Raw genomic sequence first — 22,059 nt, 5'->3', positions numbered from 1 at the left:
CTATTCGTGGCGGCGCGGGTCGGCTGGATACACGCCAAGGATCGACAGGGTCGAGGTGTAGTATTCCAGCTCTTCCAGCGCACGGGCCACCGCCGGATCGTCGGGATGGCCCTCGATATCGGCGAAGAACTGGGTGGCGGTGAAGCTGCCGCCCACCATGTAGCTTTCCAGCTTGGTCATGTTGACGCCGTTGGTGGCGAAGCCGCCCATCGCCTTGTACAGCGCCGCCGGGATGTTGCGCACCCGGAAGACGAAGCTGGTCATCATCCCCGAGGTGCCGCGCCGCGACAGGTCAGGCGCGTTCGCCATGATCAGGAAGCGGGTGGTGTTGCGGTCGTGATCCTCGATGTGGCGGGCCAGCACCTCCAGCCCGTAGATCTCGCCCGCCAGTTCCGAGGCCAATGCGGCCATCGCCGGGTTGCCCTCTTCGGCCACCTGCTGGGCCGACCCGGCGGTGTCGGCGCCGACCACCGCGTGAATGCCATGTTCGCGCAGGAAGCCGCGGCACTGGCCCAGCAGCACGGTGTGGCTCATGGCCTCGCGCACATCGTCCAGTTTGGTGCCGGGCAGGGCCAGCAGGTTGATATGCACCCGCACGAAGGCCTCTTCGACGATGTGCAGCCCGCTTTCGGGCAAAAGCCGGTGAATGTCGGCAACCCGGCCATAGGTGGAGTTTTCGACCGGAAGCATCGCCAGCTCGGCGCGACCCTCGCGCACGGCCTCGATCACACCTTCGAAGGTGCGGCACGGAACCGCCTCGTAATTGGGGCGGGCATTGCGGCAAGCTTCGTGGGAGTAAGCGCCGGGTTCCCCCTGGAATGCGATGCGGGTCATGGCTGCGTCTCTCTGCTTCGGTTTTTCCCGTCAGGACGGGATCCTGCGGCTTTATGGTCGTTTGGTCGCGCCTCCTACACCTTGAACCGGGCAGACGGAAGCCGCTAGATGCGCGCAATCTGAAAGCACGAGGCGACAGAATGCTAGACACGATGACGATGACCAAAATTGTGGGCGCTTTCTGTGGCGCGCTGCTGGTCTATCTTCTGGGCGGCTGGGTTGGTGAGTCCCTGTATACCACCGGCGGCGGCCATGGCGATCACGGCGAGCAAGCCTACCTCATCGACACCGGCGAGGAAGACGGACACGGCGACAGCGATACCGCCGAGATCCAGGATTTTGCCTCGGTCCTGACCGAAGCCGATGCCGACAAGGGCGAGAAGGTCTTTGGCAAGTGCAAGGCCTGCCACAAGCTGGACGGCACCGACGGCACCGGCCCGCATCTTGACGGTGTGGTGGATCGTGGCATCGCCAGCATCGCGGGCTTTGCCTATTCCGACGCGCTGGCCGACAGATCCGCCGAAGCCTGGACCGCCGAGAACCTGGACGGGTTCCTGGAAAACCCCAAGAACTGGGCGCCGGGCACCAAGATGAGCTTTGCCGGTCTGAAAAAGATCACCGATCGCGCCAACCTGGTGGCCTATCTGCAGACCACAGGCAACTGAGCGTCAGCCCGGATCAAGACACTGTTCAGGCCGCCTTCCGGGGCGGCCTTTTTCTTGCGCGCTGTGGGTGTTCCTGCCTTCATTCGGGGGCCGTTCCGGGCAGATTTCCGACCCCGGTGGCACACGCAAATTCACGCTTGCGCAATCGCGGCTTGAACATGGTCGGCCCTGCCCACTAGCTTAAGCGCAACAGCTTGCATGACTGCATGGGGAGTAGCAGATGACGCCGATGACGCGCGCCACCACCAAGAAGGTGGCCCTTCTGGCCACGATCCTGTCCGCAACCGCCATTCCGGCCGTGTCGCAGGAAGATGTCACCACAGCGCACGCCTATTCCAACTTCGGCGCGATCAAGTACCCCGCCGATTTCACCCACTTGGACTATGTGAACCCCGACGCCCCGAAGGGCGGTGAAATCTCGGTCTGGGCACAGGGCAATTTCGACAGTTTCAACCAGTACGCCCGCGAAGGGGTGTCGGCCGCGCTCAACACCATCGGGACCGAGCGAATCATGACCTCGACCGCAGACGACCCCTATGGGCTGTACTGCTACCTGTGCACGACGCTGGAATACCCCGAAGATCTGTCTTGGGTGATCTTCAACCTGCGCGATGACGTGACCTTCCAGGATGGCACGCCGATGACCGCCGAGGATGTGGCCTTTACCCACCGGCTGTTCCTTGAGCAGGGCATCATCGAATACCGGCGGCTGGTCGAACGCTATTTCGACGGGGTCGAGGTCCTGGATCCCTATCGCATCAAGTTCAATTTCACCGACGAGGCGGCGCTGCGCGACCGGGTCGGGCTGGCGGGCGGCACGCCCGTGTTCTCGAAGGCGTGGTTCGAGGAAACCGGCGTGCGGCTGGACAAGAGCACCAAGCGCCCCTTCATGTCGACCGGCGCCTACGTGCTGGACAGTTTCGACATCAACCGCCGCGTGGTCTATGCCCGCAACCCCGATTTCTGGGGCGCGGACCAGCCGTTCAACATCGGTCGCAACAACTTCGATCGCATCCGGGTGGAGTATTTCGCGGACGGCTCTGCCGCCTTCGAAGGGTTCAAATCCGGCGACTATACCTTCCGCAGCGAAAGCTCGTCGCGCGACTGGGCCACGGGATACGACTTCCCGGCGCTCAAGGACGGCTATGTCACCAAGGTCGAAATCCCCGACGGCAATGTCGGCCAGCGCCTGAGCTGGGTGTTCAACCTGGACAAGGAAAAATGGCAGGACAAGCGCGTCCGTCAGGCCATCGGCATGATGTTCAACTTCGCTTGGTCGAACAACACGCTGTTCTATGATCTCTACAAACAGCCGGTGTCGTTCTGGCCAGGCACCGATCTGGCTGCCAGCGGCCTGCCCACGCCCGAGGAGATTGCCATCCTGCAACCGCTGGTGGACGAGGGCCTGCTGGATCCCGAGATCCTGACCGCCGAGGCCGATGTGCCCCTGCAACACGGGGCCGAGCGCAACCAGCCCAGCCGCCGGATTTTGCGCGCTGCCTCGCAATTGATGGACGAGGCCGGATGGATCACCGGGGACGACGGCATCCGCCGCAAGGACGGGCAAGAGCTGGAGGTTGTCATCATCCAGTTCAGCCCGCTGTATGACCGCATCGTGAACCCCTACATCAATAACCTGAAACTCCTGGGCGTCACGGGACGGCTGGACCGGATCGACACCGCGCAATACGTCGAACGCCGCCGCAAGGGCGATTTCGACCTGACCAATCAGGGCTTCCAGATGGGGTTTGAGCCCTCGAGCGGGCTGCTGCAGTGGTTCGGCTCCGCTACCGCCGACAACAGCTCGCGCAACCTTGCACGGCTGCGCAGCCCGGCGGTGGACAGGTTGGTAAGCGAGGTCACGGCCGCCGAAACGCTGGAGGATCTGACCACCGCCACCCATGCGCTGGATCGCACGCTGCGGGCGCTGAACTATGAGATCCCGCTGTGGTACAACGACAAGCACTGGGTGGCCTATTACAACATGTATGGCCATCCCGACCCGCTGCCGCCGCTGGACCTCGGCCAGTTCGATTTCTGGTGGTATGACGCCGAAGGCGCCGCCGCGCTGAAGGCCGCCGGGGTTCTGAGGTAACCCATGGGTCCCTATATCCTGCGCCGTCTGGCGCTGATCATTCCGACTCTCATCGGCATCATGCTGATCAACTTCATACTGGTGCAATTCGTGCCCGGCGGACCCGTTGAACAGATCCTTGCCCGGATCGAAGGGCAGGGGGATGTGTTCGGCAGTTTCGCGGGCGGCGGTGGCGATGCCGGCGGCGGGGGCACCGATGCCGGTGACGGTTATCTGGGCGCACGTGGCCTGCCACCGGATTTCATCGAGCAACTGGAAAAGGAATTTGGCTTCGACAAGCCCGCGTGGCAGCGGTTCCTGAACATGCTGGTGAATTATGCCCGCTTCGATTTCGGCGAAAGCTACTTCCGGTCGATCAGCGTGGTCGATCTGGTGAAGGAGAAAATGCCGGTGTCGATCTCGCTGGGGCTGTGGTCAACGCTGATCGCCTATCTGGTGTCGATCCCGCTGGGCATTCGCAAAGCGGTCAAGGACGGATCCCGGTTCGACACCTGGACCAGCGGCGCGATCATCGTGGCCTATGCGATTCCCGGCTTCCTGTTCGCGATCCTGCTGCTGGTGCTGTTCGCGGGTGGCTCTTACCTGAAATGGTTCCCGCTGCGTGGCCTGACCTCGGACAATTTCGCGGACCTGACCCTGATGGGCAAGATCATCGACTATTTCTGGCACATCACCCTGCCGGTGCTGGCCTCGACCATCTCGGCCTTCGCGACGCTGACGCTGCTGACCAAGAATTCCTTCCTTGAGGAGATCAAGAAGCAATACGTGATGACCGCCAAGGCCAAGGGCCTGACCGAGCGCCGGGTGCTGTATGGCCATGTGTTCCGCAACGCCATGCTGATCGTCATCGCGGGTTTCCCGGCGGTATTCGTGTCGGTGTTCTTCGGTGGCTCGCTGATTATCGAAACGATCTTCTCGCTGGACGGTCTGGGCCGGCTGGGCTTCGAGGCGGCGGTCAGTCGCGACTACCCGGTGATCTTCGGCACGCTCTACGTCTTCGGCCTGATCGGGCTGCTGATGGGGCTGGTGTCGGACCTGATGTATGTGTGGATCGATCCACGCATCGACTTCGAGACGCGGGAGACCTGAGATGGCCGTTGCTGACACGACCGTCCCCCCCCGCAAGTCGCGGCTGTCCCCCCTGAACCAGCGGCGCTGGCGCAACTTCCGCGCCAACGGTCGGGCGTTCTGGTCGCTAATCCTGTTCTCTTTGCTGTTCGGCCTGTCGCTGTTTGCCGAGTTCATCGCCAACGACAAGCCGCTGCTGGTGAAATACGAGGGCGCGTTCTACACCCCGATCTTCAACTTCTATCCCGAAACCCAGTTCGGCGGCGATTTCCGCACCGAAGCCGTCTATCGCGACATCGAGGTGCAATGCCTGATCGTCTCGGGTGGGCTGGAGGATTGCTGGGACGATCCCGAAGCTGTCATCGACAGCGTGCAGGAAACCGGACAATTCGACGGGCAGGAGGTCACGAAAGGCTGGCTGCTGTGGCCGGTCATTCCCTACAGCTACAACACCGTCAGCGACATCGTCGGCACCGCGCCGTCGGCGCCCGATGCCGCCCACTGGCTGGGCACCGATGACACCGCGCGCGACGTGATGGCCCGCGTGATATATGGCTTCCGCCTGTCGGTGCTGTTTGCGCTGGTGGTCACCGCGCTGACCTCGATCATCGGCATCGCGGCGGGGGCCGTGCAGGGCTATTTCGGCGGCTGGATCGACCTGATCTTCCAGCGCGTGATCGAGCTTTGGGGCGCGACGCCGAGCCTCTATATCATCATCATTGTGGCGGCGATCTTCCAGATGAACTTCTGGCTGCTGGTGTTCCTGATGGTGCTGTTCGGCTGGACCGCGCTGGTCGGCGTGGTGCGGGCCGAATTCCTGCGTGCGCGCAACTTCGAATACGTCCGCGCCGCCCGCGCACTGGGGGTCAGCAACGGCATCATCATGTTCCGCCACGTGCTGCCCAATGCCATGGTGGCGACGCTGACCATGCTGCCCTTCGTCATCACCGGCACGCTGGGCTCGCTCGCCGCGCTGGATTTCCTCGGTTTCGGGTTGCCATCCTCGGCCCCGTCGCTGGGGGAAATGACCTTGCAGGCCAAGCAGAACCTGCAGGCCCCGTGGCTGGGCTTCACCGCATTTTTCACCTTCGCCATCATGCTGTCGCTTCTGGTCTTCATCTTCGAAGGCGTGCGCGACGCGTTCGACCCCAGAAAGACCTTCGCATGAGTGATCCGGTTCTCAGTGTCAGCGGCCTGCGCGTTGGTTTCAGCCAGGATGGCCGGACGGTCGAAGCGGTGAAGGGCGTCAGCTTCGACGTGGGCGCGGGCGAGACCGTCGCGCTGGTGGGCGAATCCGGCTCGGGCAAATCGGTGACGGCGCTGTCCACCGTGGCGCTGTTGCCCGAAAGCGCGCAGACCGACGGCTCGGTCACCTTCCGCGGCCAGCAGATGGTCGGCGCCTCGGCGGCCAAACTGCGCGAGATTCGCGGCAATGACATCAGCTTCATCTTCCAGGAGCCGATGACCTCGCTGAACCCGTTGCACACGCTGGAAAAGCAGATCGGCGAAAGTCTGGCCCTGCACCAGGGGCTGACCGGCGATGCTGCGCGGGCGCGGATCATCGATCTGTTGCAGAAGGTGGGCATCCGCGACGCGGAGAGCCGTCTGGACGCCTATCCGCACCAGCTGTCCGGCGGACAGCGGCAGCGGGTGATGATCGCCATGGCGCTGGCCAACGGGCCGGAACTGCTGATCGCGGACGAGCCGACGACGGCGCTGGATGTGACCATCCAGGCGCAGATCCTGGCGCTTCTGGCCGACCTGAAAAAGGCCGAGGGCATGAGCCTGCTGTTCATCACCCACGATCTGGGCATCGTGCGGCGCATTGCCGACCGGGTCTGCGTGATGAAGGATGGCGAGATCGTCGAATCCGGCAAGACCGCCGAGATCTTTGCCAACCCGCAACACCCCTACACCCGGAAACTGCTGGAAGCCGAACCCACCGGTCTGCCCGATCCGGCCCCCGATTCCGGGGCCGAGGTCGTGTCGTGCACCGATCTGCGGGTCTGGTTCCCGATCACCAAGGGCTTCCTGCGCAAGACCGTCGGCCATGTGAAGGCCGTCAATGCCGCCACCCTGTCGGTGCGGCAGGGCGAGACGCTGGGCATCGTCGGCGAATCCGGGTCCGGCAAGACCACGCTGGCGCTGGCGCTGATGCGGCTGGTCGGCTCGAAAGGGCCGATCGTCTACATGGGGCGCGATATCTCGGGGCTGAAAACGCGGGCGTTGCGGCCGTTGCGCAAGGACATGCAGATCGTCTTTCAGGATCCCTTCGGCTCGCTCAGTCCGCGCATGAACGTGGGCGAGATCATCGCCGAGGGGCTGGGCGTGCATGGCACTGAAAGCGGCAAGACCCCGGCCCAGATGGTGGCCGAGATCCTGGTCGAGGTGGGGCTGGAACCGGCCATGGCCGACCGCTATCCGCACGAGTTCTCGGGCGGGCAGCGCCAGCGTATCGCCATTGCCCGCGCCATGATCCTGCGGCCCAAGCTGGTGGTTCTGGACGAGCCGACCTCGGCGCTGGACATGACGGTGCAGGTGCAGATCGTCGATCTTCTGCGCGACCTGCAACGCCGCCATGGGCTGGCCTATCTGTTCATCAGCCATGACCTGCGGGTGGTGCGCGCGCTTAGCCACAAGGTGCTGGTGATGAAGGCCGGGGACATCGTGGAATCGGGCCGCAGCGAAGACGTCTTCAGCGCGCCGAAATCAGACTATACCCGCGACCTGCTGGCCGCGGCGCTGAACCTGGATGCGCGCCATACGGCGGCCTGAACGGCAACGCCCGGCCTGCGGGATGCAGACCGGGCGCATGAGGCTGGATAGGTGCGGCAGTCAGACCGCCGAGCTGTGGCCTGATTTCGCCAACTCGTAGGCATCGAAACTGCGCGCGATCATGCGGGTCAGGGGGCGGCCGTCGCGGGTGATCTCCAACCCGTGCGGGGTCTGCTGCACGAAGCCCGCGAAGGTGTGCAGCGCCGGCTTGTAAAGCGCGGCCAGTTGCGCGGGCGTGACCCCGAAGTCACGGGCCAGCTCTGCGCTCGACACCCGGAAATCGCACATCAGGGCCTCGATGATGCGGGCGCGGATCAGATCCTCGCCCCGGAAAGCATGCCCCTTGGCGGTGGCAAACTGCCCGGCGCGCACATGCTTGGTGTAGACCCCGGTGCTGGGCGCGTTCTGGGCAAACCCCTGCGGGAAGCGCGAGATCGACGAGGCGCCGACGCCGACAAGAACCGGCGCGGTGTCATCGGTATAGCCCTGGAAGTTGCGCTTCAGGCGGCCTTCTTCCTGCGCCAGGGCCAGCCCGTCGCTGGGTCGGGCGAAATGGTCGATGCCGATCTCGGCATAGCCGTCCCATGCGAACAGCTCGCGCGCGGTTTCGAACAGTTCCAGCCGCTGGGCCGGGGTGGGAAGGGCGTCCGAGGGGATCATCGACTGGCGCCGTGCCATCCACGGCACATGGGCGTAGCCATACAGCGCCACCCGGTCAGGGTTCAGCGACAGCAGCCGTTGCACGCTGTCGGCGATACGCGCGTTGGTCTGGTGCGGCAGGCCGTACAGGATGTCGGTATTCAGGCTTTCGATGCCCCGGTCGCGGATGTCCTCGACCACCTGGCGGGTCAGGTCATAGCCCTGGATCCGTCCGATGGTTTCCTGGATCTTCGGGTCGAAGTCCTGCACGCCGATGCTGGCCCGCGTCATCCCGGCGGCGACCAGCGCGTCAAGGCGGGGATGGTCGATCTCGTTCGGGTCGATCTCGACCGAAAACTCGCCGTCCTCGGCCATGGGCGTCATGTCGAAGATCGTATCGGCCAGCTCGCGCATCATGTCGGGCGCCAGCAGGGTCGGCGTGCCGCCGCCCCAATGCAGCCGCGACAGGGTCACGCCGGGCGCAAGATGCGCCTTCAGATGGCCGATCTCGGTTTTCAGGGTTTCAAGGTACAGGCGAACCGTGTCCAGATTCGACGTGCCCTGGGTGCGGCAGGCGCAGAACCAGCACAGGCGACGACAAAACGGCACATGCACATAAAGCGATATGCGGCTGTTTGCCGGAATGGCCTGAATCCACGACGAAACCTTGGCCTCATCGACGCTTTGATCGAATTGCGGCGAGGTCGGGTAGCTGGTATAGCGCGGCACCCGGCTGTCGAAGAGACCCAGTCGGGAGAGTTGAGTTAGAGTGTCCATGCCGGTACGCTAAGCTCATTAATTCGTGCCGGACATTGATCCGCATCAAATAGGGTTCCCATGCGCGCACATTCGCTGGCCACCACTCCGAATCTGAAGTGCGATGATTGTCCGATCCGCCATCGCGCGGTTTGCGCAAAGTGCGAAACCGACGAACTGCGGGAACTGGACGCTCTGAAATACTATCGCACCGTGCCGGCCGGGCAGACCGTGGTCTGGTCCGGGGACGAGATGGATTTCGTGGCTTCGATTGTCAGCGGCATCGCCACGCTGACCCAGACGATGGAAGACGGCCGCACCCAGATGGTCGGCCTGTTGCTGCCGTCGGATTTCGTGGGTCGGCCGGGGCGCGCACAGGCGGCCTATGACGTGACCGCGACCACCGAGGTGACGCTGTGCTGTTTCCGCAAACGCCCGTTCGAGGAAATGATGCGGCGCACGCCGAACATCGGCCAGCGGCTGCTGGAGATGACGCTGGACGAACTGGACGCGGCGCGCGAATGGATGCTGCTTCTGGGCCGCAAGACCGCGCGCGAGAAGATCGCGACGCTGCTGACCATCATCGTGCGCCGGGATGCCTCGCTGCAACTGATGGGACGCGACGGACCGCTGGAATTCGACCTGCCGCTGACCCGCGAGGCCATGGCCGATTATCTGGGCCTGACCCTGGAAACCGTCAGCCGCCAGGTTTCGGCCCTGCGCCGTGACGGGGTGATTGTCCTGAAAGGCAAACGCCACATCACCATCCCCGATTTCGACCGTCTGCTGGAGGAAACCGGGGACGATGCCGATGGTGGCATGCTGACCTGAGCCTAGTGGGCCAGCAACAGCGGCAGTGGCGCGTCGCTGAGAATGTCGCGCGTGGCGCCGCCCAGAAGGGCTTCGCGGAACCGCGAATGGCCGTAAGCGCCCATCACCAGGAGATCCGCGTCGGTGTCGCGCACATGGGTCAGGATCACGTCCGACACCCGGTCAGAGCCTTTCGGGCACTGATCGATCTGCACCTTGACGCCGTGCCGGTCGAGCATGGTCGACAGGTCCTCTCCGGGCGTGCCGGAATGGCGGATGCGCCGCGACGGGGTGACCATGGTGACACGGGCATCCTCGCAGGCTTGCAGCAGGGGCAGGGCGGCGCGGGTGGCGTGCAGCGCCTCGCCGCTTTCGTCCCAGCCGATCACGGCGCGCTTGGGGAACCCGGCGGGCAGGCCGCCCTTCGGTGCGATCAGCACCGGCGCCGTGCCGGAAAACAGCACCGCTTCCAGAATCGCTTCGGTTTCCACGTGGCCCTCTTCGCCATAGGGCGGGGGCAGGATCACAAGATCCACGAATCGGGCCAGTTGCGAGACGACATCGCCCAACACACCGTATTGGCTGACGATTCCGCGCGCCGACCAGCGGACACCTTCTGATTCGGCAAGTGCTTCGGCCTGGGTCAGCAGGTCCTGGGCCCGTTCGCGGGCCATTTCGATACTGGTCTCCTGCAGCATCGAATCCGCACCCGCGAAATAGTAGCCCATCTGCACTTCATCGATGCCGATGCAGATGATTTCGAGGTGTGCGTCAAAATGCCGAGCTAGCTGCGCTGCAGCAGAAATTTGCTGCGCTGCGTCATCCGGACTGCGGATCAGGGTCAACAATGTCTTGTAGGACATGGGGGAAGCTCCTTTCGGCGCGAGATTGAAAACGTGCGACTTTCAGCCCGCACTGCATAGCCTATCACATGCGCTACAGTCGCTTTTGACATGGATCAATGCCTTGCGCAGGCACCGTGTGGATACCGAGGGATACTGTCAGGCTGACAGTCCCAATCTTCGGAACCGGGCGTGAGGGTGTTCGGACAAAGCCGGGATGGGACGCAGAAGGGAACGAGAATGACCGATTATTTCAAGCTGGTTGCGCTGGGGCTGATCACCCTTGCAGCCGCTATAGCGGCGAATTACGCAAGAGACCTTGCGTATTTCGTCCACGCAATTCTGATCATGCTCATCGCGGCGGGGATGTTCCTCTACACCCTCCGCAAAGTCGATGATGTGAAAATTTCCACCAAGGCCCCCGATGACGAATACATGGATGACGTGATCCGTTACGGGGTCATTGCAACCACGTTCTGGGGTGTCGTCGGATTTCTGGCCGGCACGTTCATCGCGGCTCAGCTGGCCTTTCCGGTCCTGAACTTCGAATTTGCCCAGCCGTACATGAACTTCGGCCGCCTGCGTCCGCTGCACACCTCGGCGGTGATTTTCGCCTTTGGCGGCAACGCACTGATCTGTACCTCGTTCTACATCGTCCAGCGCACCTGCGCGGCCCGTCTCTGGGGCGGCAACCTGGCGTGGTTCGTCTTCTGGGGTTACCAGCTGTTCATCATTCTGGCGGCAACAGGCTATGTCCTGGGCGGTACACAGTCCAAGGAATACGCCGAGCCTGAATGGTACGTCGATCTGTGGCTGACCATCGTCTGGGTGGCCTATCTGGCGATCTTCATCGGGACCCTCGTGAAACGGAAAGAGCCGCACATCTACGTGGCCAACTGGTTCCTGCTGTCGTTCATCGTGACCGTCGCGATGCTGCATGTGGTCAACAACATGGTGGTTCCGGTGTCGATCTTCGGCTCGGATTCGGTGCAGGTCTTTGCCGGTGTGCAGGATGCCATGACGCAGTGGTGGTATGGCCATAACGCCGTGGGCTTCTTCCTGACCGCGGGCTTCCTGGGCATGATGTACTACTTCGTGCCGAAGCAGGCCGAACGTCCGGTCTACAGCTACAAGCTGTCGATCATTCACTTCTGGGCACTGATCTTCCTGTACATCTGGGCCGGTCCGCACCACCTGCACTATACGGCTCTGCCGGACTGGGCAGGGACGCTTGGGATGGTGATGTCGGTGATCCTGTGGATGCCCAGCTGGGGCGGCATGATCAACGGTCTGATGACCCTGTCGGGCGCCTGGGACAAGCTGCGCACCGACCCGGTGATCCGGATGATGGTGGTGTCCATCGGCTTCTACGGCATGTCGACCTTCGAGGGTCCGATGATGTCGATCCGCGCGGTGAACTCGCTGTCGCACTACACCGACTGGACCATCGGTCACGTCCACTCTGGCGCTTTGGGCTGGAACGGCATGATCACCTTCGGCGCGCTGTACTTCCTGGTGCCGCGCCTGTGGAACCGCGAGCGTCTGTATTCGCTGTCCATGGTCAGCTGGCACTTCTGGCTCGCCACCATCGGCATCGTGCTCTACGCGGCATCCATGTGGGTGACCGGCATCATGGAAGGCCTGATGTGGCGTGAAGTGGATGCCAACGGCTTCCTCGTGAACTCCTTCGCCGATACCGTGGCGGCCAAGTTCCCGATGTATGTCGTGCGTGCTCTGGGTGGTCTGATGTATGTCGTCGGTGCCCTGATCATGGCCTATAACCTGTACATGACGGCAACCCGTGGCGAGGCGAAAGCCCCGGCCGCAGTTGCCGCCCCGGCCGAGTAAGGAGCACGACACATGTCCATCCTTAAGAAGCACAAGATCATTGAAACCAATGTCACGCTGCTGCTGGTGTTCAGCTTCATCGTGGTGACCATCGGGGGCATCGTTGAAATCGCGCCGCTGTTTTACCTGGAGAACACGATCGAGGATGTAGAGGGCATGCGCCCCTACTCCCCGCTCGAACTTCAGGGGCGCGACATCTACATCCGCGAGGGCTGTTATGTGTGCCACAGCCAGATGATCCGTCCCATGCGGGACGAGGTCGAACGCTATGGCCACTACTCGCTGGCGGCGGAGTCGATGTACGACCGTCCGTTCCAGTGGGGATCGAAGCGGACCGGGCCTGACCTGGCCCGTGTCGGCGGCCGCTACTCGGACGACTGGCACGTCGCCCACCTGGTAGACCCGCAGTCGGTGGTGCCCGAGTCGATCATGCCGAAATACGCGTTCCTGCTGGATACCCATCTGCATCCGGATCACATCGGCGACACGCTGAAGGCGCACAAGATCGTGGGTGTGCCTTACACCGACGAGATGATCGCCAGTGCCAAGGCCGACTTCGTGGCCCAGGCCAATCCGGACAGCGACTATGACGCGCTGCTGGAGCGGTATCCGGGCGCACAGGTGCGCAACTTCGACGGCGAGCCGGGGATCTCGGAAATGGATGCCCTGTTGGCCTATCTTCAGATGTTGGGCACGTTGGTCGACTTCTCGACCTTCACACCCGACGCAAGCCGGTAAAGCGGGGACGCCATGGAAACCTACACTCTGCTTCGCCAATTCGCCGATAGCTGGATGATGCTGTTCATCTTCGCCTTCTTCATCGGCGTGGTCATCTACGTGATTTTTGGCAACCGTCAGAAGTACCGGGATACGGCAGACGTGATTTTCAGGCACGAAGACAAGCCCCTGAGCGATGAGGACAAGGACCGCTAAGGCGGTCCCACCGCCCCAACCGCGAAGGCGGCAAGGAGACTCGATTATGAGCAACAAACCTGATGAACAAGACGGGGTCCCCACCACCGGCCACAGCTGGGACGGGATCGAGGAATTTGACAACCCCATGCCGCGATGGTGGCTGTGGTGCTTCTACGCCACCATTGTCTGGGGCATCGGATATTCCATCGCCTATCCGGCGTGGCCGATGATCAACAAGGCCACGGCCGGGATCCTCGGGTTCTCGACCCGCGGCGATCTGGCCGCGGACATGGAGGCAGCCGAAGCCGCCCATGGAGACCTGAACGCGGCGCTGGCCTCGATCGACCTGACCGAGGTGGCCAACAACGCCTCTCTGGATCAGTTCGCGGTCAGCAAGGGCGCGGCGGTCTACCGGACCTGGTGCTCGCAGTGCCACGGCTCGGGGGCTGCCGGTGCGATCGGGTTCCCGAACCTGCTGGACGACGCCTGGCTCTGGGGCGGTGACATCGAAGCCATCCAGACCACCGTCATGCACGGCATCCGCAACGAGGAAGATCCGGACGCCCGGTATTCCGAGATGCCTCGCTTCGGGGCTGACGACCTGCTGGAATCCGAACAGATCGACCAGGTGGTCAACTACGTGATGAGCCTGTCGGGCGATCCGGTGGATGCCGAGGCCGCGGCGGCGGGCGAGGAAGTCTACATGGACAACTGTGCTGCGTGCCACGCCGAAGACGGCACCGGCGACCGCGATCAGGGCGCGCCGAACCTGACCGACGCCGTGTGGCTTTACGGCGGCGACTACGACGCCGTGATGGAGTCGGTCGAGAACGCCCGCTTCGGTGTCATGCCGCCGTGGCAAGGACGCCTGACGCAGGCCGAAATCAACGCCGTGTCCGTCTATGTGCACCAGCTGGGCGGCGGCGAATAAGCCGAATCGCGCTGGCGACATGAAAAGGCCGGGCCTCTGTGCCCGGCCTTTTTCGGTCCGGCGACCGGAAGATCAGCTGCGGCGGACCGGCAGAACCCAGCCTTGCAGCAGATCGTGGCGCGTGGGGACGGTCTTGCGGGGTGCCTGGCCGGTCATGCGGGCAGGGCGGGGGGTCATGTTCGCGCGGGGCATCGAGGATATTCCTTTCCGACTGTGATGACTGTCCTTTCAATCTGCCCCACAGATATCGGGCCGGGGAGTGGGCAATCTCGGACCTCTCACACGCCTTGGTTGCATGTCGGGTCAGAAATCCCGCCATTTTCATGCAAAACATCGCATATGTGAGGCGGAAAGGCGCATCGACCTATTCCCTTCTTGGGATCAGAAAGGCGCTCAAGGTACACCTCGTCCAGGACAGGACCCCACCCAAGCAGTGCCTTTGCGTCGCGCCCTCTGGAGGTTTGATACAGGTCAATTACCTTCTGAAAGGCCTATGCGAGATACAGCAATGCTGTCGCCAGAATCGGACAAGTCACTATGAGTACGACCGACGAAACCCCTCCGAGCCTCTACGCCGCGCGGGAGCCGATCTTCCCCAAGCGTGTTTCGGGACGTTTCCGGAACCTGAAATGGATCATCATGCTGGTGACGCTGGGGATCTATTACATCACCCCGTGGATCCGCTGGGACCGTGGCCCGGAACTGCCCAGCCAGGCGGTTCTGGTGGATCTGGCCCATCGGCGTTTCTTTTTCTTCTTCATCGAAATCTGGCCGCATGAATTCTACTTCGTGGCAGGACTGCTGATCATGGCGGGGCTGGGGCTGTTCCTGTTCACCTCGGCACTGGGTCGGGTGTGGTGCGGCTATACCTGTCCGCAAACGGTCTGGACCGACCTGTTCATTCTGGTCGAACGCTGGATCGAAGGCGACCGCAACGCGCGCCTGCGTCTGCATCGCCAGAAGAAGATGGACGCCCGCAAGCTGCGCCTCAGGATTACCAAGTTCGCGGTCTGGATTCTGATCGCCGTGGCCACTGGCGGGGCCTGGGTGTTCTATTTTGCCGATGCGCCGACGCTGCTCAGGGATGTGGTGACGCTGAACGCGCATCCGGTGGCCTATTCCACCATCTTCCTTCTGACCGCCACCACCTTTGTCTTCGGCGGGCTGATGCGGGAACAGGTCTGCATCTATGCCTGCCCGTGGCCGCGCATCCAGGCAGCGATGATGGATGAGGACACCATCACCGTGGCCTACCGCGACTGGCGCGGAGAGCCGCGCGGACATCACCGCAAGAAGGCCGCCGAGGTCGACGCCGCGCCCTTGGGCGACTGCATCGACTGCAACGCCTGCGTCAACGTCTGCCCGATGGGCATCGACATCCGCGACGGCCAGCAGATGGAGTGCATCACCTGCGCCCTTTGCATCGACGCCTGTGACGAGATCATGGAGAAGATCGGCAAGCCGCGCGGTCTGATCGACTACATGGCGTTGACCGATGAACAGCACGAACGTTCGGGACAGGAGAAAATCCCGGTCTGGAAGCACATCTTCCGGGTTCGGACGATCCTTTACACGGCCTTGTGGTCCCTGGTGGGGATCGGCCTGATCGTCGCCCTGTTCATCCGCCCGGACCTAAGCCTCACCGTTGCGCCGATCCGTAACCCGGTCTATGTGACCATGTCCGACGGCACGATCCGCAACGCCTATGACGTGCGGCTGCGCAACAAGCATGGCGAGGATCGCGACTTCCAGATCACCATCGAATCCGACGCCAACCTGTTTGTGCTGGCCGAGGGCAGCGACAATGCGCTGATCCTGGTGCCGGCGGATTCGACCAAGCTGCAGCGGGTCTATATCATGGCCCCGCCCGACAGCGCGGCCGCCACCAGTGCAGTGACGGATGTAGACATCTGGGTCGAAGACACCGTGTCGGGCGAACGCGCGGGCAAGGACACCGTCTTTAATGGAAAGGCAAACTGATGCGAGAGATCACAGGACGGCATGTGCTGATCTTTACGGTCATGGCCTTCGGGATCATCATCGGGGTCAACCTTCTGCTTGCCGTGCAGGCGGTCCGGACCTTTCCGGGGCTGGAAGTCAAGAACACCTATGTCGCCAGCCAGACCTTCGACGCCGACCGTGCCGCCCAGCTTGCGCTGGATTGGGAGGTGTCGGCGGACTATTCCGATGGTCTGCTCGCGGTGAGCGTCACCAAGGCGGGACAACCGGCACCGGACGTGGCCGATCTGACCGCCCTCGTGGGCTGGGCCACCAGCACCCATGACGATGTGGTGCCCGATTTCTCGCGCAACAACGCCACCTTCACCGCGCCGCTGGATCTTGTGCCGGGCAACTGGAACATCCGCCTGCAGGCCACCGCGTCCGACGGCACCGAATTCAAGCAACGCGTCATCCTGCATGTGAAGGCGTCCAGCGCGGGCTGACCCATGGCCGTCGTCGAGGATCTTCCCGAACCCCCCGGCGGCGTCGCCTGTCCGGCCTGTGCCGTCACCCCGGCGGCCGAGGTTCTGGCGCGCCGCGAGCGGGCCGCCCGCGAGGTGCGGATCATGTTGTCGGTGCCGGAGATGTCCAGCGCCGCCTGCATTTCCCGCGTTGAACGGGCCCTGAAGGCCGTGCCGGGCGTGCGCACGGCACGGGTCAACCTGACCATGAAGCGCGCCAGCGTTACCGCCGATCCCGACATGTTGCCCGAAACCCTGGCCGCCGCGCTGGACGGGGTGGGCTTCGAGGCCCACGAGCTGGACCCCGGCGCGCTGGCCGCCACCGAAACCGACCGCACCGGGCGGGACTTGCTGATGCGGCTGGGCGTGGCCGGGTTTGCGTCGATGAACGTCATGCTGTTGTCGATCTCGGTCTGGTCCGGCGCCGAGGATGCCACCCGTGACCTGTTCCACTGGATCTCTGCCGCCATCGCTTTGCCCGCCATCGCCTTTGCCGGGCAGCCGTTCTTCCGCAACGCCTGGACGGCACTGAAAACCCGGCGGCTGAACATGGATGTGCCCATCGTGCTGGCGATCCTGCTGGCGTTGGGCACCTCGCTTTACGAGACCTCGCAAAGCGGCGCGCACGCCTATTTCGACGCTGCGCTGACGCTGACCTTCTTCCTGCTGGCCGGACGCTATCTGGACCATCGCACCCGCGCCGTCGCGCGCTCTGCCGCCGAGGAACTGGCAGCGCTGGAAGTGCCCCGCGCCATCCGCATCGGGCCCGACGGGGCCGAGCAGACCGTACCGCTGGCCGATCTGGCGGCGGGCGATCTGGTGCTGGTGCGGCCCGGTGGCCGGATGCCCGTCGACGGCGTGGTCGAACGCGGCGAAAGCGAGCTGGACCGGTCGCTGCTGACCGGCGAGACGCTGCCGGTCTATGCCGGTCCGGGCGCCGAGGTCAGCGCAGGCGAGGTCAATCTGACGGGACCGCTGACCCTGCGCGCCACCGCTGTCGGCGCCGACAGCTCGCTGCATGCGCTGACCGATCTGGTGGCGGTGGCGGAAAGCGGGCGGTCGAACTATTCCTCGCTGGCGGATCGCGCGGCGGCGCTCTATGCGCCCGGCGTCCATATCCTTGCGGGGCTGTCCTTTGCCGGGTGGTACATCGGCACCGGCGACCTGCGCACGGCGATCAACATCGCGGCGGCGGTGCTGATCATCACATGTCCCTGCGCGCTGGGGTTGGCGGTGCCGGCGGTGACCACGGCGGCCTCGGGGCGGCTGTTTCGCAAGGGGTTGCTGATCAAGGATGCCACCGCGCTGGAACGACTGGCCGAGGTCGATACGGTGGTCTTCGACAAGACCGGCACGCTGACGGCTGGCACCCCACGACTGGATGCGCCCGAAAGCCACCCGACAGAGGTTCTGGCAGTGGCGCGGGCACTGGCCGAAGCCTCCTCGCATCCGCTCAGCCGCGCGCTGGTGGCCGCTGCCGAGGCCGCAGGCGTGGCCGCTGCCCCGGTCGCGGACATCCGCGAAACGCCGGGATTCGGCATGGAGGCGCGTCTGGGCGATGATCGCATCCGTCTGGGGCGGGGCGACTGGGTCGGCGGCACGCAGAATGGCGCCAAGGCGGCCACATGGCTGAAGATCGGCGCGGATGCGCCCCATCCCTTCACCTTCTCAGATGCCCTGCGCCCTGGTGCTGCGGCGGCGGTGGCCGGGTTTCAGGCCCAGGGGCTGGCGGTCCGGCTGGTGTCGGGCGACGGCCGCGCGGCGGTCGAGGATCTGGCGCGCGAGGTTGGCATCACGGACTGGGTGGCCGAGGCGACGCCGGTGGAAAAAGCTGGGATCGTGGGCGATCTGGCGGGGCACGGCCGCAAGGTGCTGATGGTGGGCGACGGGCTGAACGACACCGCCGCGCTCAGCGCCGCGCATGTCTCGATTTCGCCCGCCTCGGCGCTGGATGCCGCGCGTGTGGCCTCGGACATCGTGCTGCTGGGCACCGACCTGTCGGAACTTGCCCCGGCGCGGGCCACGGCGCAGCAGGCCATTCGGCGAATTCGTGAGAACTTCCGGATCGCCACGGTGTACAATGTCATCGCGGTGCCGCTGGCGGTGGCCGGACTTGCCACGCCACTGATCGCGGCGCTGGCCATGTCGGCCTCGTCGATCACGGTGTCCCTGAATGCCCTGCGGGTAGGCGCGCGCAAACCGCGCCCGGCCCGTTCGGCAAAGGAGGTCTGACATGGATGTCTTGCGCTACCTGATCCCGGCCTCGCTGCTGCTGGGCGGCGTTGGTCTGGCCGCGTTCTTCTGGACGCTGCGCAGCAACCAGTATGACGACCCGGACGGCGACAGCCGCCGTATTCTGACCGACGACTACGACGACAAGCCCAAGGGCTGAGCCGGAAACCGACGCCAAACGATGACCGTCACGCAAAGCGCCGCCCCGGAGGGCGGCGTTGCTTTTTTTTAGGCAAGAGAGGCGGCGCAGGTCAGGGGCTGAGCGGCTCGCAACGCTGCTCGCGGGCGCTGAGCCGCTGGCAGGCCAGGGCGGCACTGCGTTCATCCAGTCCGACGAAATTGGCCTCGAACCCGGTATTCTTGCGCACCACTTTCCGAAGCGCGCTGTCCAGCGTCTCGATCTCGATCAGGGCAGTGCGCAGCAGCACGCGCTCTGCCTCGTAGCGGCTGGCGTAGGTGCCGACGTTGATGCCCCAGTGACGATCGCCCGAAGTGGACAGGCGGGCCACGGTGACCGGTTTGGTGGCGGGGCGGGCCGGATCTGCGGTCTTGGCAGGCGCGGTGCTGGTCGAGAAGGTGATCTTGACCGGGCGCGGCTGCGGCGCAGGGCTGGCCACGGCGGCCAAGGCGCTGACCTTCACCTCTGCCGCGGCAGGTGCCACGACGACCGCGGCTACGGAAGAGGACAGCGCCTCGTCGGTCGGAACCGAAGCGAGCACCGCGGCGGCCACCGCATCCTCGATCAAGGGCTTGGGCACGGCAACATCCGGTGGCGAGGCGGTCGAGGCGGCCAGAACCGCCGATTCGCCCTCGGCCGGACGGGTCACGCTGCCATCGGCTGCGGCCAGCTGGGTTTCGGCGGGAAGGTCGACCTTTGCCACGGTGATCGGGCGCTGCAGCGGACGGATGCTGGTTGCCACGGCCAGCATGGTTTCGGCCACTGCCTGTGACGGTGACGCGCTGGCGAATTGCCCAAGCTTCGGGCGGCGCGGCTTGTTCACGGCCACCCGGCTGGGGGCGCGCGAAAAGCCCATGTCCAGCAACTCGGCCACGCGCTTGTTGCGGGCGGCCGACGAACTGCCGCCGAACATCGTCGCGATGATCCGTTCGTTGCCGCGCTGTGCCGAGGCCACAAGGTTGAAGCCCGCCGCGCGGGTATAGCCGGTCTTGATCCCGTCGGCGCCGCGATAGGCGGCCAGCAGCTTGCGGTTGGTGTTGTAGACGGTCTTGCCCGCGGCCTGCGCCGACTGGCGCGAGAACAGGTTGTAGTAGTCCGGGAAGTGATAGAACAGCGCCCGCCCCAGTGTGGTCATGTCCCGCGCGGTGGACAGGTGGCCCGATTGGGTCAGCCCGTGCGCGTTCTTGAAGGTGGTGTCCTTCATCCCCAGCGCCCGGGCGGTACGGGTCATGCGGTTTGCAAAAGCGGCTTCGCTGCCCGAGATCGCCTCGGCCATGGCGGTCGCCGCGTCATTGGCCGACTTCACCGCCGAGGCGCGGATGAGATAGCGCAACTGGATCCGCTGCCCGGCCTTCAGGTAAAGTTTCGAGGGCGGCTCGGCCGCCGCGTTCTTGGACACGCGCACCTGCGTGTCGAGGGAAATTTCGCCCCGCCGGACCGCATCGAAGACGACGTACAAGGTCATCATCTTGGTCAGTGACGCGGGATGAAGCCGCGTGTCGGCGTTTCGGGAATGAAGCACCTTGCCAGATCGGGCATCAATCACCATCGCCGCATAGGGTGCGGCCGAAAGCTGTCCCGAAGTAGAGAGGATGCATAGAAGGGTCACGCCCGCGAGGGCGAGAGTCTTCAGACGCTGCATGACGTCACCTGCCTTTATGTTTCTCTGCCCGCTGCCGATTTTTCGGCTAGCTTGGTTGCCTGCAGGTTAAGACTAGCACGGAAATTTTTGATGCGGCAGGGTTTTATACCCGAAATGACGCGCAGGTGCCGCGAGGGCAGATGTGGCGGCATCGGGGCTTCCGGGCGCTAGATTTTCCCTAGAACTGTTGCAGAAGGGCTGCAAACTCTCCCAGATCGGTCAGTTCGCGAAAGCGCGGGTGGTCTTCGGGGGCGTCGGCATGTTCCAGCGCCCAGGTCATGCCATGGGGAACAAACACGCCCCAACCGCCCGCATCAATGGCCGGACGCACGTCGGATTTCATCGAATTGCCCACCATCATCGCCGATTCGGGGCCGCTGCCGTGGCGGGTGAAGATGTCGATATAGGTCTGGGGCTTCTTGTCCGAGACGATCTCGACCCCGTCGAACATGTCGCCCAGTCCCGATTGCGCCAGCTTGCGTTCCTGGTCCAGCAGATCGCCCTTGGTGATCAGAATCACCCGGTGTGCAGTCGAGGCCAGTTCCACCGCCGCGCGGGCATGGGGCAGAAGCTCGATGGGGTGGGCCAGCATCTCCTGTCCGGCGTCGATGATCTCGCGGATGATCGCGGCGGGCACCTTGCCGTCGGTCACATCGATGGCGGTTTCGATCATCGACAGCATGAAGGCCTTGATGCCGAAGCCATAGTGGCCAAGGTTGCGCCGCTCGGCCTCCAGCAAGCGTTCGGCCAGATGGTCGGGGCCGGCGTGATCGCGCAGCAGATCGGCGAATCGCTCTTCGGTCAGACGGAAGAACTGTTCGTTCTGCCAAAGCGTATCATCCGCATCAAAGCCGATCGCCGTCAGTTTTTGCATCTTCAGCCCCTTGTCTCGCCGCAGTTTCGGTGTCACCTAGACCGACCGCCCCGCGGCGCCCCCTTTTCATGGACCCAACCACGATTATATGGTGACCGCACGCGCTTGATGAGAAACCGCTGGAGTCTCGAATTGCAAGATTATCCGTTGATCCTTTCAGCCGATGACGACGACGGGACCGACGGGGACACCGGGATCATCACCCAGACCCGGAACCGGACGAAACGGCCGCCGCTGTACAAGGTGCTGATCCTGAACGACGACTACACCCCGATGGAGTTTGTCGTCCATGTGCTTGAGCGGTTTTTCGGCATGACTCACAGTCAGGCCTTCGAACTGATGCTGACCGTTCACAAGAAGGGTTTGGCCGTGGTCGGCGTGTTCTCCTTCGAGATTGCCGAGACCAAGGTCGGGCAGGTCATGGATTTCGCGCGCCGTCACCAGCATCCGCTGCAATGCACTATGGAACGGGAATGACCGGCGCGCCGGGTCC

General features: G+C 63.9%; 20 protein-coding genes. 15 read left to right on the top strand and 5 right to left on the bottom strand.

Translation table 11 applies throughout. The features are described 5' to 3' along the window. Window positions 1-834 carry a prephenate dehydratase gene (locus H8B03_RS01465; RefSeq protein ID WP_193139558.1) on the bottom strand — a complete coding sequence of 278 codons (834 nt, stop codon included), beginning with the start codon at window positions 832-834 and terminating at the stop codon, window positions 1-3. 140 nt (window positions 835-974) lie between these two features. Here H8B03_RS01465 and H8B03_RS01460 point away from each other — a divergent pair, with 140 nt between their 5' ends. The 5 genes from H8B03_RS01460 (at window position 975) to H8B03_RS01440 (ending at window position 7,437) form a co-directional block, all read left to right on the top strand. Then, the gene (locus H8B03_RS01460; RefSeq protein ID WP_193139556.1) at window positions 975-1,499 is read left to right on the top strand and encodes a cytochrome c family protein; all 525 of its coding nucleotides are present in this window, start codon (window positions 975-977) and stop codon (window positions 1,497-1,499) included. 220 nt (window positions 1,500-1,719) lie between these two features. Then, window positions 1,720-3,594: an extracellular solute-binding protein gene (locus H8B03_RS01455; RefSeq protein ID WP_193139554.1), complete on the top strand. Its 1,875-nt coding sequence runs from the start codon at window positions 1,720-1,722 to the stop codon at window positions 3,592-3,594. A 3-nt stretch (window positions 3,595-3,597) separates the two neighbouring features. Continuing rightward, entirely contained in the window at window positions 3,598-4,683 is a 1,086-nt protein-coding gene (locus H8B03_RS01450; protein ID WP_193139553.1) for a microcin C ABC transporter permease YejB, read from the top strand. 1 nt (window position 4,684) lies between these two features. Next, window positions 4,685-5,830 (top strand): ABC transporter permease, encoded by a 1,146-nt coding sequence (locus H8B03_RS01445; protein ID WP_193139551.1) that lies wholly within the window; start codon window positions 4,685-4,687, stop codon window positions 5,828-5,830. Continuing rightward, window positions 5,827-7,437, top strand: a complete 1,611-nt coding sequence (locus H8B03_RS01440) for an ABC transporter ATP-binding protein (RefSeq protein WP_193139549.1) — start codon at window positions 5,827-5,829, stop codon at window positions 7,435-7,437. Before H8B03_RS01445 ends, H8B03_RS01440 begins: the two co-directional genes overlap by 4 nt. 60 nt (window positions 7,438-7,497) lie before the next feature. On the opposite strand, the gene hemN is transcribed toward H8B03_RS01440, so the two are convergent. Then, the gene (gene hemN / locus H8B03_RS01435; RefSeq protein WP_193139546.1) at window positions 7,498-8,853 is read right to left on the bottom strand and encodes an oxygen-independent coproporphyrinogen III oxidase; all 1,356 of its coding nucleotides are present in this window, start codon (window positions 8,851-8,853) and stop codon (window positions 7,498-7,500) included. 60 nt (window positions 8,854-8,913) lie between these two features. Between hemN and fnrL the strand changes: the two genes are divergently transcribed. Beyond that, entirely contained in the window at window positions 8,914-9,663 is a 750-nt protein-coding gene (gene fnrL / locus H8B03_RS01430; protein ID WP_193139544.1) for a transcriptional regulator FnrL, read from the top strand. A gap of 2 nt (window positions 9,664-9,665) precedes the next feature. Here the strand turns inward: fnrL and H8B03_RS01425 are convergent, their stop codons facing one another. Beyond that, on the bottom strand, window positions 9,666-10,505 hold the full coding sequence (locus H8B03_RS01425) for a universal stress protein (protein WP_193139542.1): 840 nt from the start codon (window positions 10,503-10,505) through the stop codon (window positions 9,666-9,668). A 219-nt stretch (window positions 10,506-10,724) separates the two neighbouring features. Here H8B03_RS01425 and ccoN point away from each other — a divergent pair, with 219 nt between their 5' ends. From ccoN to ccoS, 8 genes are all read left to right on the top strand, one after another. Next, window positions 10,725-12,332, top strand: coding sequence for a cytochrome-c oxidase, cbb3-type subunit I (gene ccoN / locus H8B03_RS01420; RefSeq protein ID WP_193139540.1), 1,608 nt, complete (start codon window positions 10,725-10,727; stop codon window positions 12,330-12,332). A gap of 12 nt (window positions 12,333-12,344) precedes the next feature. Further along, window positions 12,345-13,070 (top strand): cytochrome-c oxidase, cbb3-type subunit II, encoded by a 726-nt coding sequence (ccoO, locus tag H8B03_RS01415; protein ID WP_193139538.1) that lies wholly within the window; start codon window positions 12,345-12,347, stop codon window positions 13,068-13,070. A 12-nt stretch (window positions 13,071-13,082) separates the two neighbouring features. Continuing rightward, window positions 13,083-13,265, top strand: coding sequence for a cbb3-type cytochrome c oxidase subunit 3 (locus H8B03_RS01410; protein ID WP_193139536.1), 183 nt, complete (start codon window positions 13,083-13,085; stop codon window positions 13,263-13,265). 46 nt (window positions 13,266-13,311) lie between these two features. Next, the gene (gene ccoP / locus H8B03_RS01405; protein WP_193139534.1) at window positions 13,312-14,178 is read left to right on the top strand and encodes a cytochrome-c oxidase, cbb3-type subunit III; all 867 of its coding nucleotides are present in this window, start codon (window positions 13,312-13,314) and stop codon (window positions 14,176-14,178) included. A gap of 537 nt (window positions 14,179-14,715) precedes the next feature. Continuing rightward, on the top strand, window positions 14,716-16,158 hold the full coding sequence (gene ccoG / locus H8B03_RS01400; RefSeq protein WP_193139532.1) for a cytochrome c oxidase accessory protein CcoG: 1,443 nt from the start codon (window positions 14,716-14,718) through the stop codon (window positions 16,156-16,158). After that, window positions 16,158-16,622 (top strand): FixH family protein, encoded by a 465-nt coding sequence (locus H8B03_RS01395; protein ID WP_319022416.1) that lies wholly within the window; start codon window positions 16,158-16,160, stop codon window positions 16,620-16,622. The genes ccoG and H8B03_RS01395 overlap by 1 nt, the downstream gene beginning before the upstream one ends. A gap of 3 nt (window positions 16,623-16,625) precedes the next feature. Next, on the top strand, window positions 16,626-18,872 hold the full coding sequence (locus tag H8B03_RS01390; RefSeq protein WP_193139530.1) for a heavy metal translocating P-type ATPase: 2,247 nt from the start codon (window positions 16,626-16,628) through the stop codon (window positions 18,870-18,872). Between the two features lies 1 nt (window position 18,873). Then, window positions 18,874-19,032 (top strand): cbb3-type cytochrome oxidase assembly protein CcoS, encoded by a 159-nt coding sequence (gene ccoS, locus H8B03_RS01385; RefSeq protein ID WP_193139528.1) that lies wholly within the window; start codon window positions 18,874-18,876, stop codon window positions 19,030-19,032. 91 nt (window positions 19,033-19,123) lie between these two features. Here the strand turns inward: ccoS and H8B03_RS01380 are convergent, their stop codons facing one another. Together H8B03_RS01380 and H8B03_RS01375 are read right to left on the bottom strand one after the other, a co-directional pair. Then, window positions 19,124-20,692 (bottom strand): serine hydrolase, encoded by a 1,569-nt coding sequence (locus tag H8B03_RS01380; RefSeq protein ID WP_193139526.1) that lies wholly within the window; start codon window positions 20,690-20,692, stop codon window positions 19,124-19,126. Window positions 20,693-20,870: 178 nt separating this feature from the next. Continuing rightward, window positions 20,871-21,566: an HAD family hydrolase gene (locus tag H8B03_RS01375; protein ID WP_193139523.1), complete on the bottom strand. Its 696-nt coding sequence runs from the start codon at window positions 21,564-21,566 to the stop codon at window positions 20,871-20,873. A 108-nt stretch (window positions 21,567-21,674) separates the two neighbouring features. On the opposite strand from H8B03_RS01375, the gene clpS reads away from it, so the two are divergent. Continuing rightward, a complete protein-coding gene (gene clpS / locus H8B03_RS01370; protein ID WP_193139521.1) occupies window positions 21,675-22,043 on the top strand; it encodes an ATP-dependent Clp protease adapter ClpS in 369 nt (122 codons plus the stop codon). Window positions 22,044-22,059: the final 16 nt, after the last annotated feature.

Source organism: Meridianimarinicoccus sp. MJW13, from assembly GCF_014901205.1.
Taxonomy (GTDB): domain Bacteria; phylum Pseudomonadota; class Alphaproteobacteria; order Rhodobacterales; family Rhodobacteraceae; genus Meridianimarinicoccus.
The sequence above is the reverse complement of the archived record's forward strand: the minus strand, read 5'-3'. Positions and strand labels throughout refer to the sequence as shown.

What these genes read in the sequence shown, in the direction of transcription:
- ccoO (WP_193139538.1), top strand. Translation starts at nt 12,345, where the DNA reads ATGTCCATCCTTAAGAAGCACAAGATCATTGAAACCAATGTCACGCTG.
- H8B03_RS01440 (WP_193139549.1), top strand. Translation starts at nt 5,827, where the DNA reads ATGAGTGATCCGGTTCTCAGTGTCAGCGGCCTGCGCGTTGGTTTCAGC.
- H8B03_RS01375 (WP_193139523.1), bottom strand. Translation starts at nt 21,566, where the DNA reads ATGCAAAAACTGACGGCGATCGGCTTTGATGCGGATGATACGCTTTGG.
- ccoS (WP_193139528.1), top strand. Translation starts at nt 18,874, where the DNA reads ATGGATGTCTTGCGCTACCTGATCCCGGCCTCGCTGCTGCTGGGCGGC.
- ccoP (WP_193139534.1), top strand. Translation starts at nt 13,312, where the DNA reads ATGAGCAACAAACCTGATGAACAAGACGGGGTCCCCACCACCGGCCAC.
- H8B03_RS01395 (WP_319022416.1), top strand. Translation starts at nt 16,158, where the DNA reads ATGCGAGAGATCACAGGACGGCATGTGCTGATCTTTACGGTCATGGCC.
- H8B03_RS01425 (WP_193139542.1), bottom strand. Translation starts at nt 10,505, where the DNA reads ATGTCCTACAAGACATTGTTGACCCTGATCCGCAGTCCGGATGACGCA.
- fnrL (WP_193139544.1), top strand. Translation starts at nt 8,914, where the DNA reads ATGCGCGCACATTCGCTGGCCACCACTCCGAATCTGAAGTGCGATGAT.
- H8B03_RS01410 (WP_193139536.1), top strand. Translation starts at nt 13,083, where the DNA reads ATGGAAACCTACACTCTGCTTCGCCAATTCGCCGATAGCTGGATGATG.
- clpS (WP_193139521.1), top strand. Translation starts at nt 21,675, where the DNA reads ATGAGAAACCGCTGGAGTCTCGAATTGCAAGATTATCCGTTGATCCTT.
- H8B03_RS01450 (WP_193139553.1), top strand. Translation starts at nt 3,598, where the DNA reads ATGGGTCCCTATATCCTGCGCCGTCTGGCGCTGATCATTCCGACTCTC.
- H8B03_RS01460 (WP_193139556.1), top strand. Translation starts at nt 975, where the DNA reads ATGCTAGACACGATGACGATGACCAAAATTGTGGGCGCTTTCTGTGGC.
- ccoG (WP_193139532.1), top strand. Translation starts at nt 14,716, where the DNA reads ATGAGTACGACCGACGAAACCCCTCCGAGCCTCTACGCCGCGCGGGAG.
- H8B03_RS01445 (WP_193139551.1), top strand. Translation starts at nt 4,685, where the DNA reads ATGGCCGTTGCTGACACGACCGTCCCCCCCCGCAAGTCGCGGCTGTCC.
- H8B03_RS01455 (WP_193139554.1), top strand. Translation starts at nt 1,720, where the DNA reads ATGACGCCGATGACGCGCGCCACCACCAAGAAGGTGGCCCTTCTGGCC.
- hemN (WP_193139546.1), bottom strand. Translation starts at nt 8,853, where the DNA reads ATGGACACTCTAACTCAACTCTCCCGACTGGGTCTCTTCGACAGCCGG.
- ccoN (WP_193139540.1), top strand. Translation starts at nt 10,725, where the DNA reads ATGACCGATTATTTCAAGCTGGTTGCGCTGGGGCTGATCACCCTTGCA.
- H8B03_RS01465 (WP_193139558.1), bottom strand. Translation starts at nt 834, where the DNA reads ATGACCCGCATCGCATTCCAGGGGGAACCCGGCGCTTACTCCCACGAA.
- H8B03_RS01390 (WP_193139530.1), top strand. Translation starts at nt 16,626, where the DNA reads ATGGCCGTCGTCGAGGATCTTCCCGAACCCCCCGGCGGCGTCGCCTGT.
- H8B03_RS01380 (WP_193139526.1), bottom strand. Translation starts at nt 20,692, where the DNA reads ATGCAGCGTCTGAAGACTCTCGCCCTCGCGGGCGTGACCCTTCTATGC.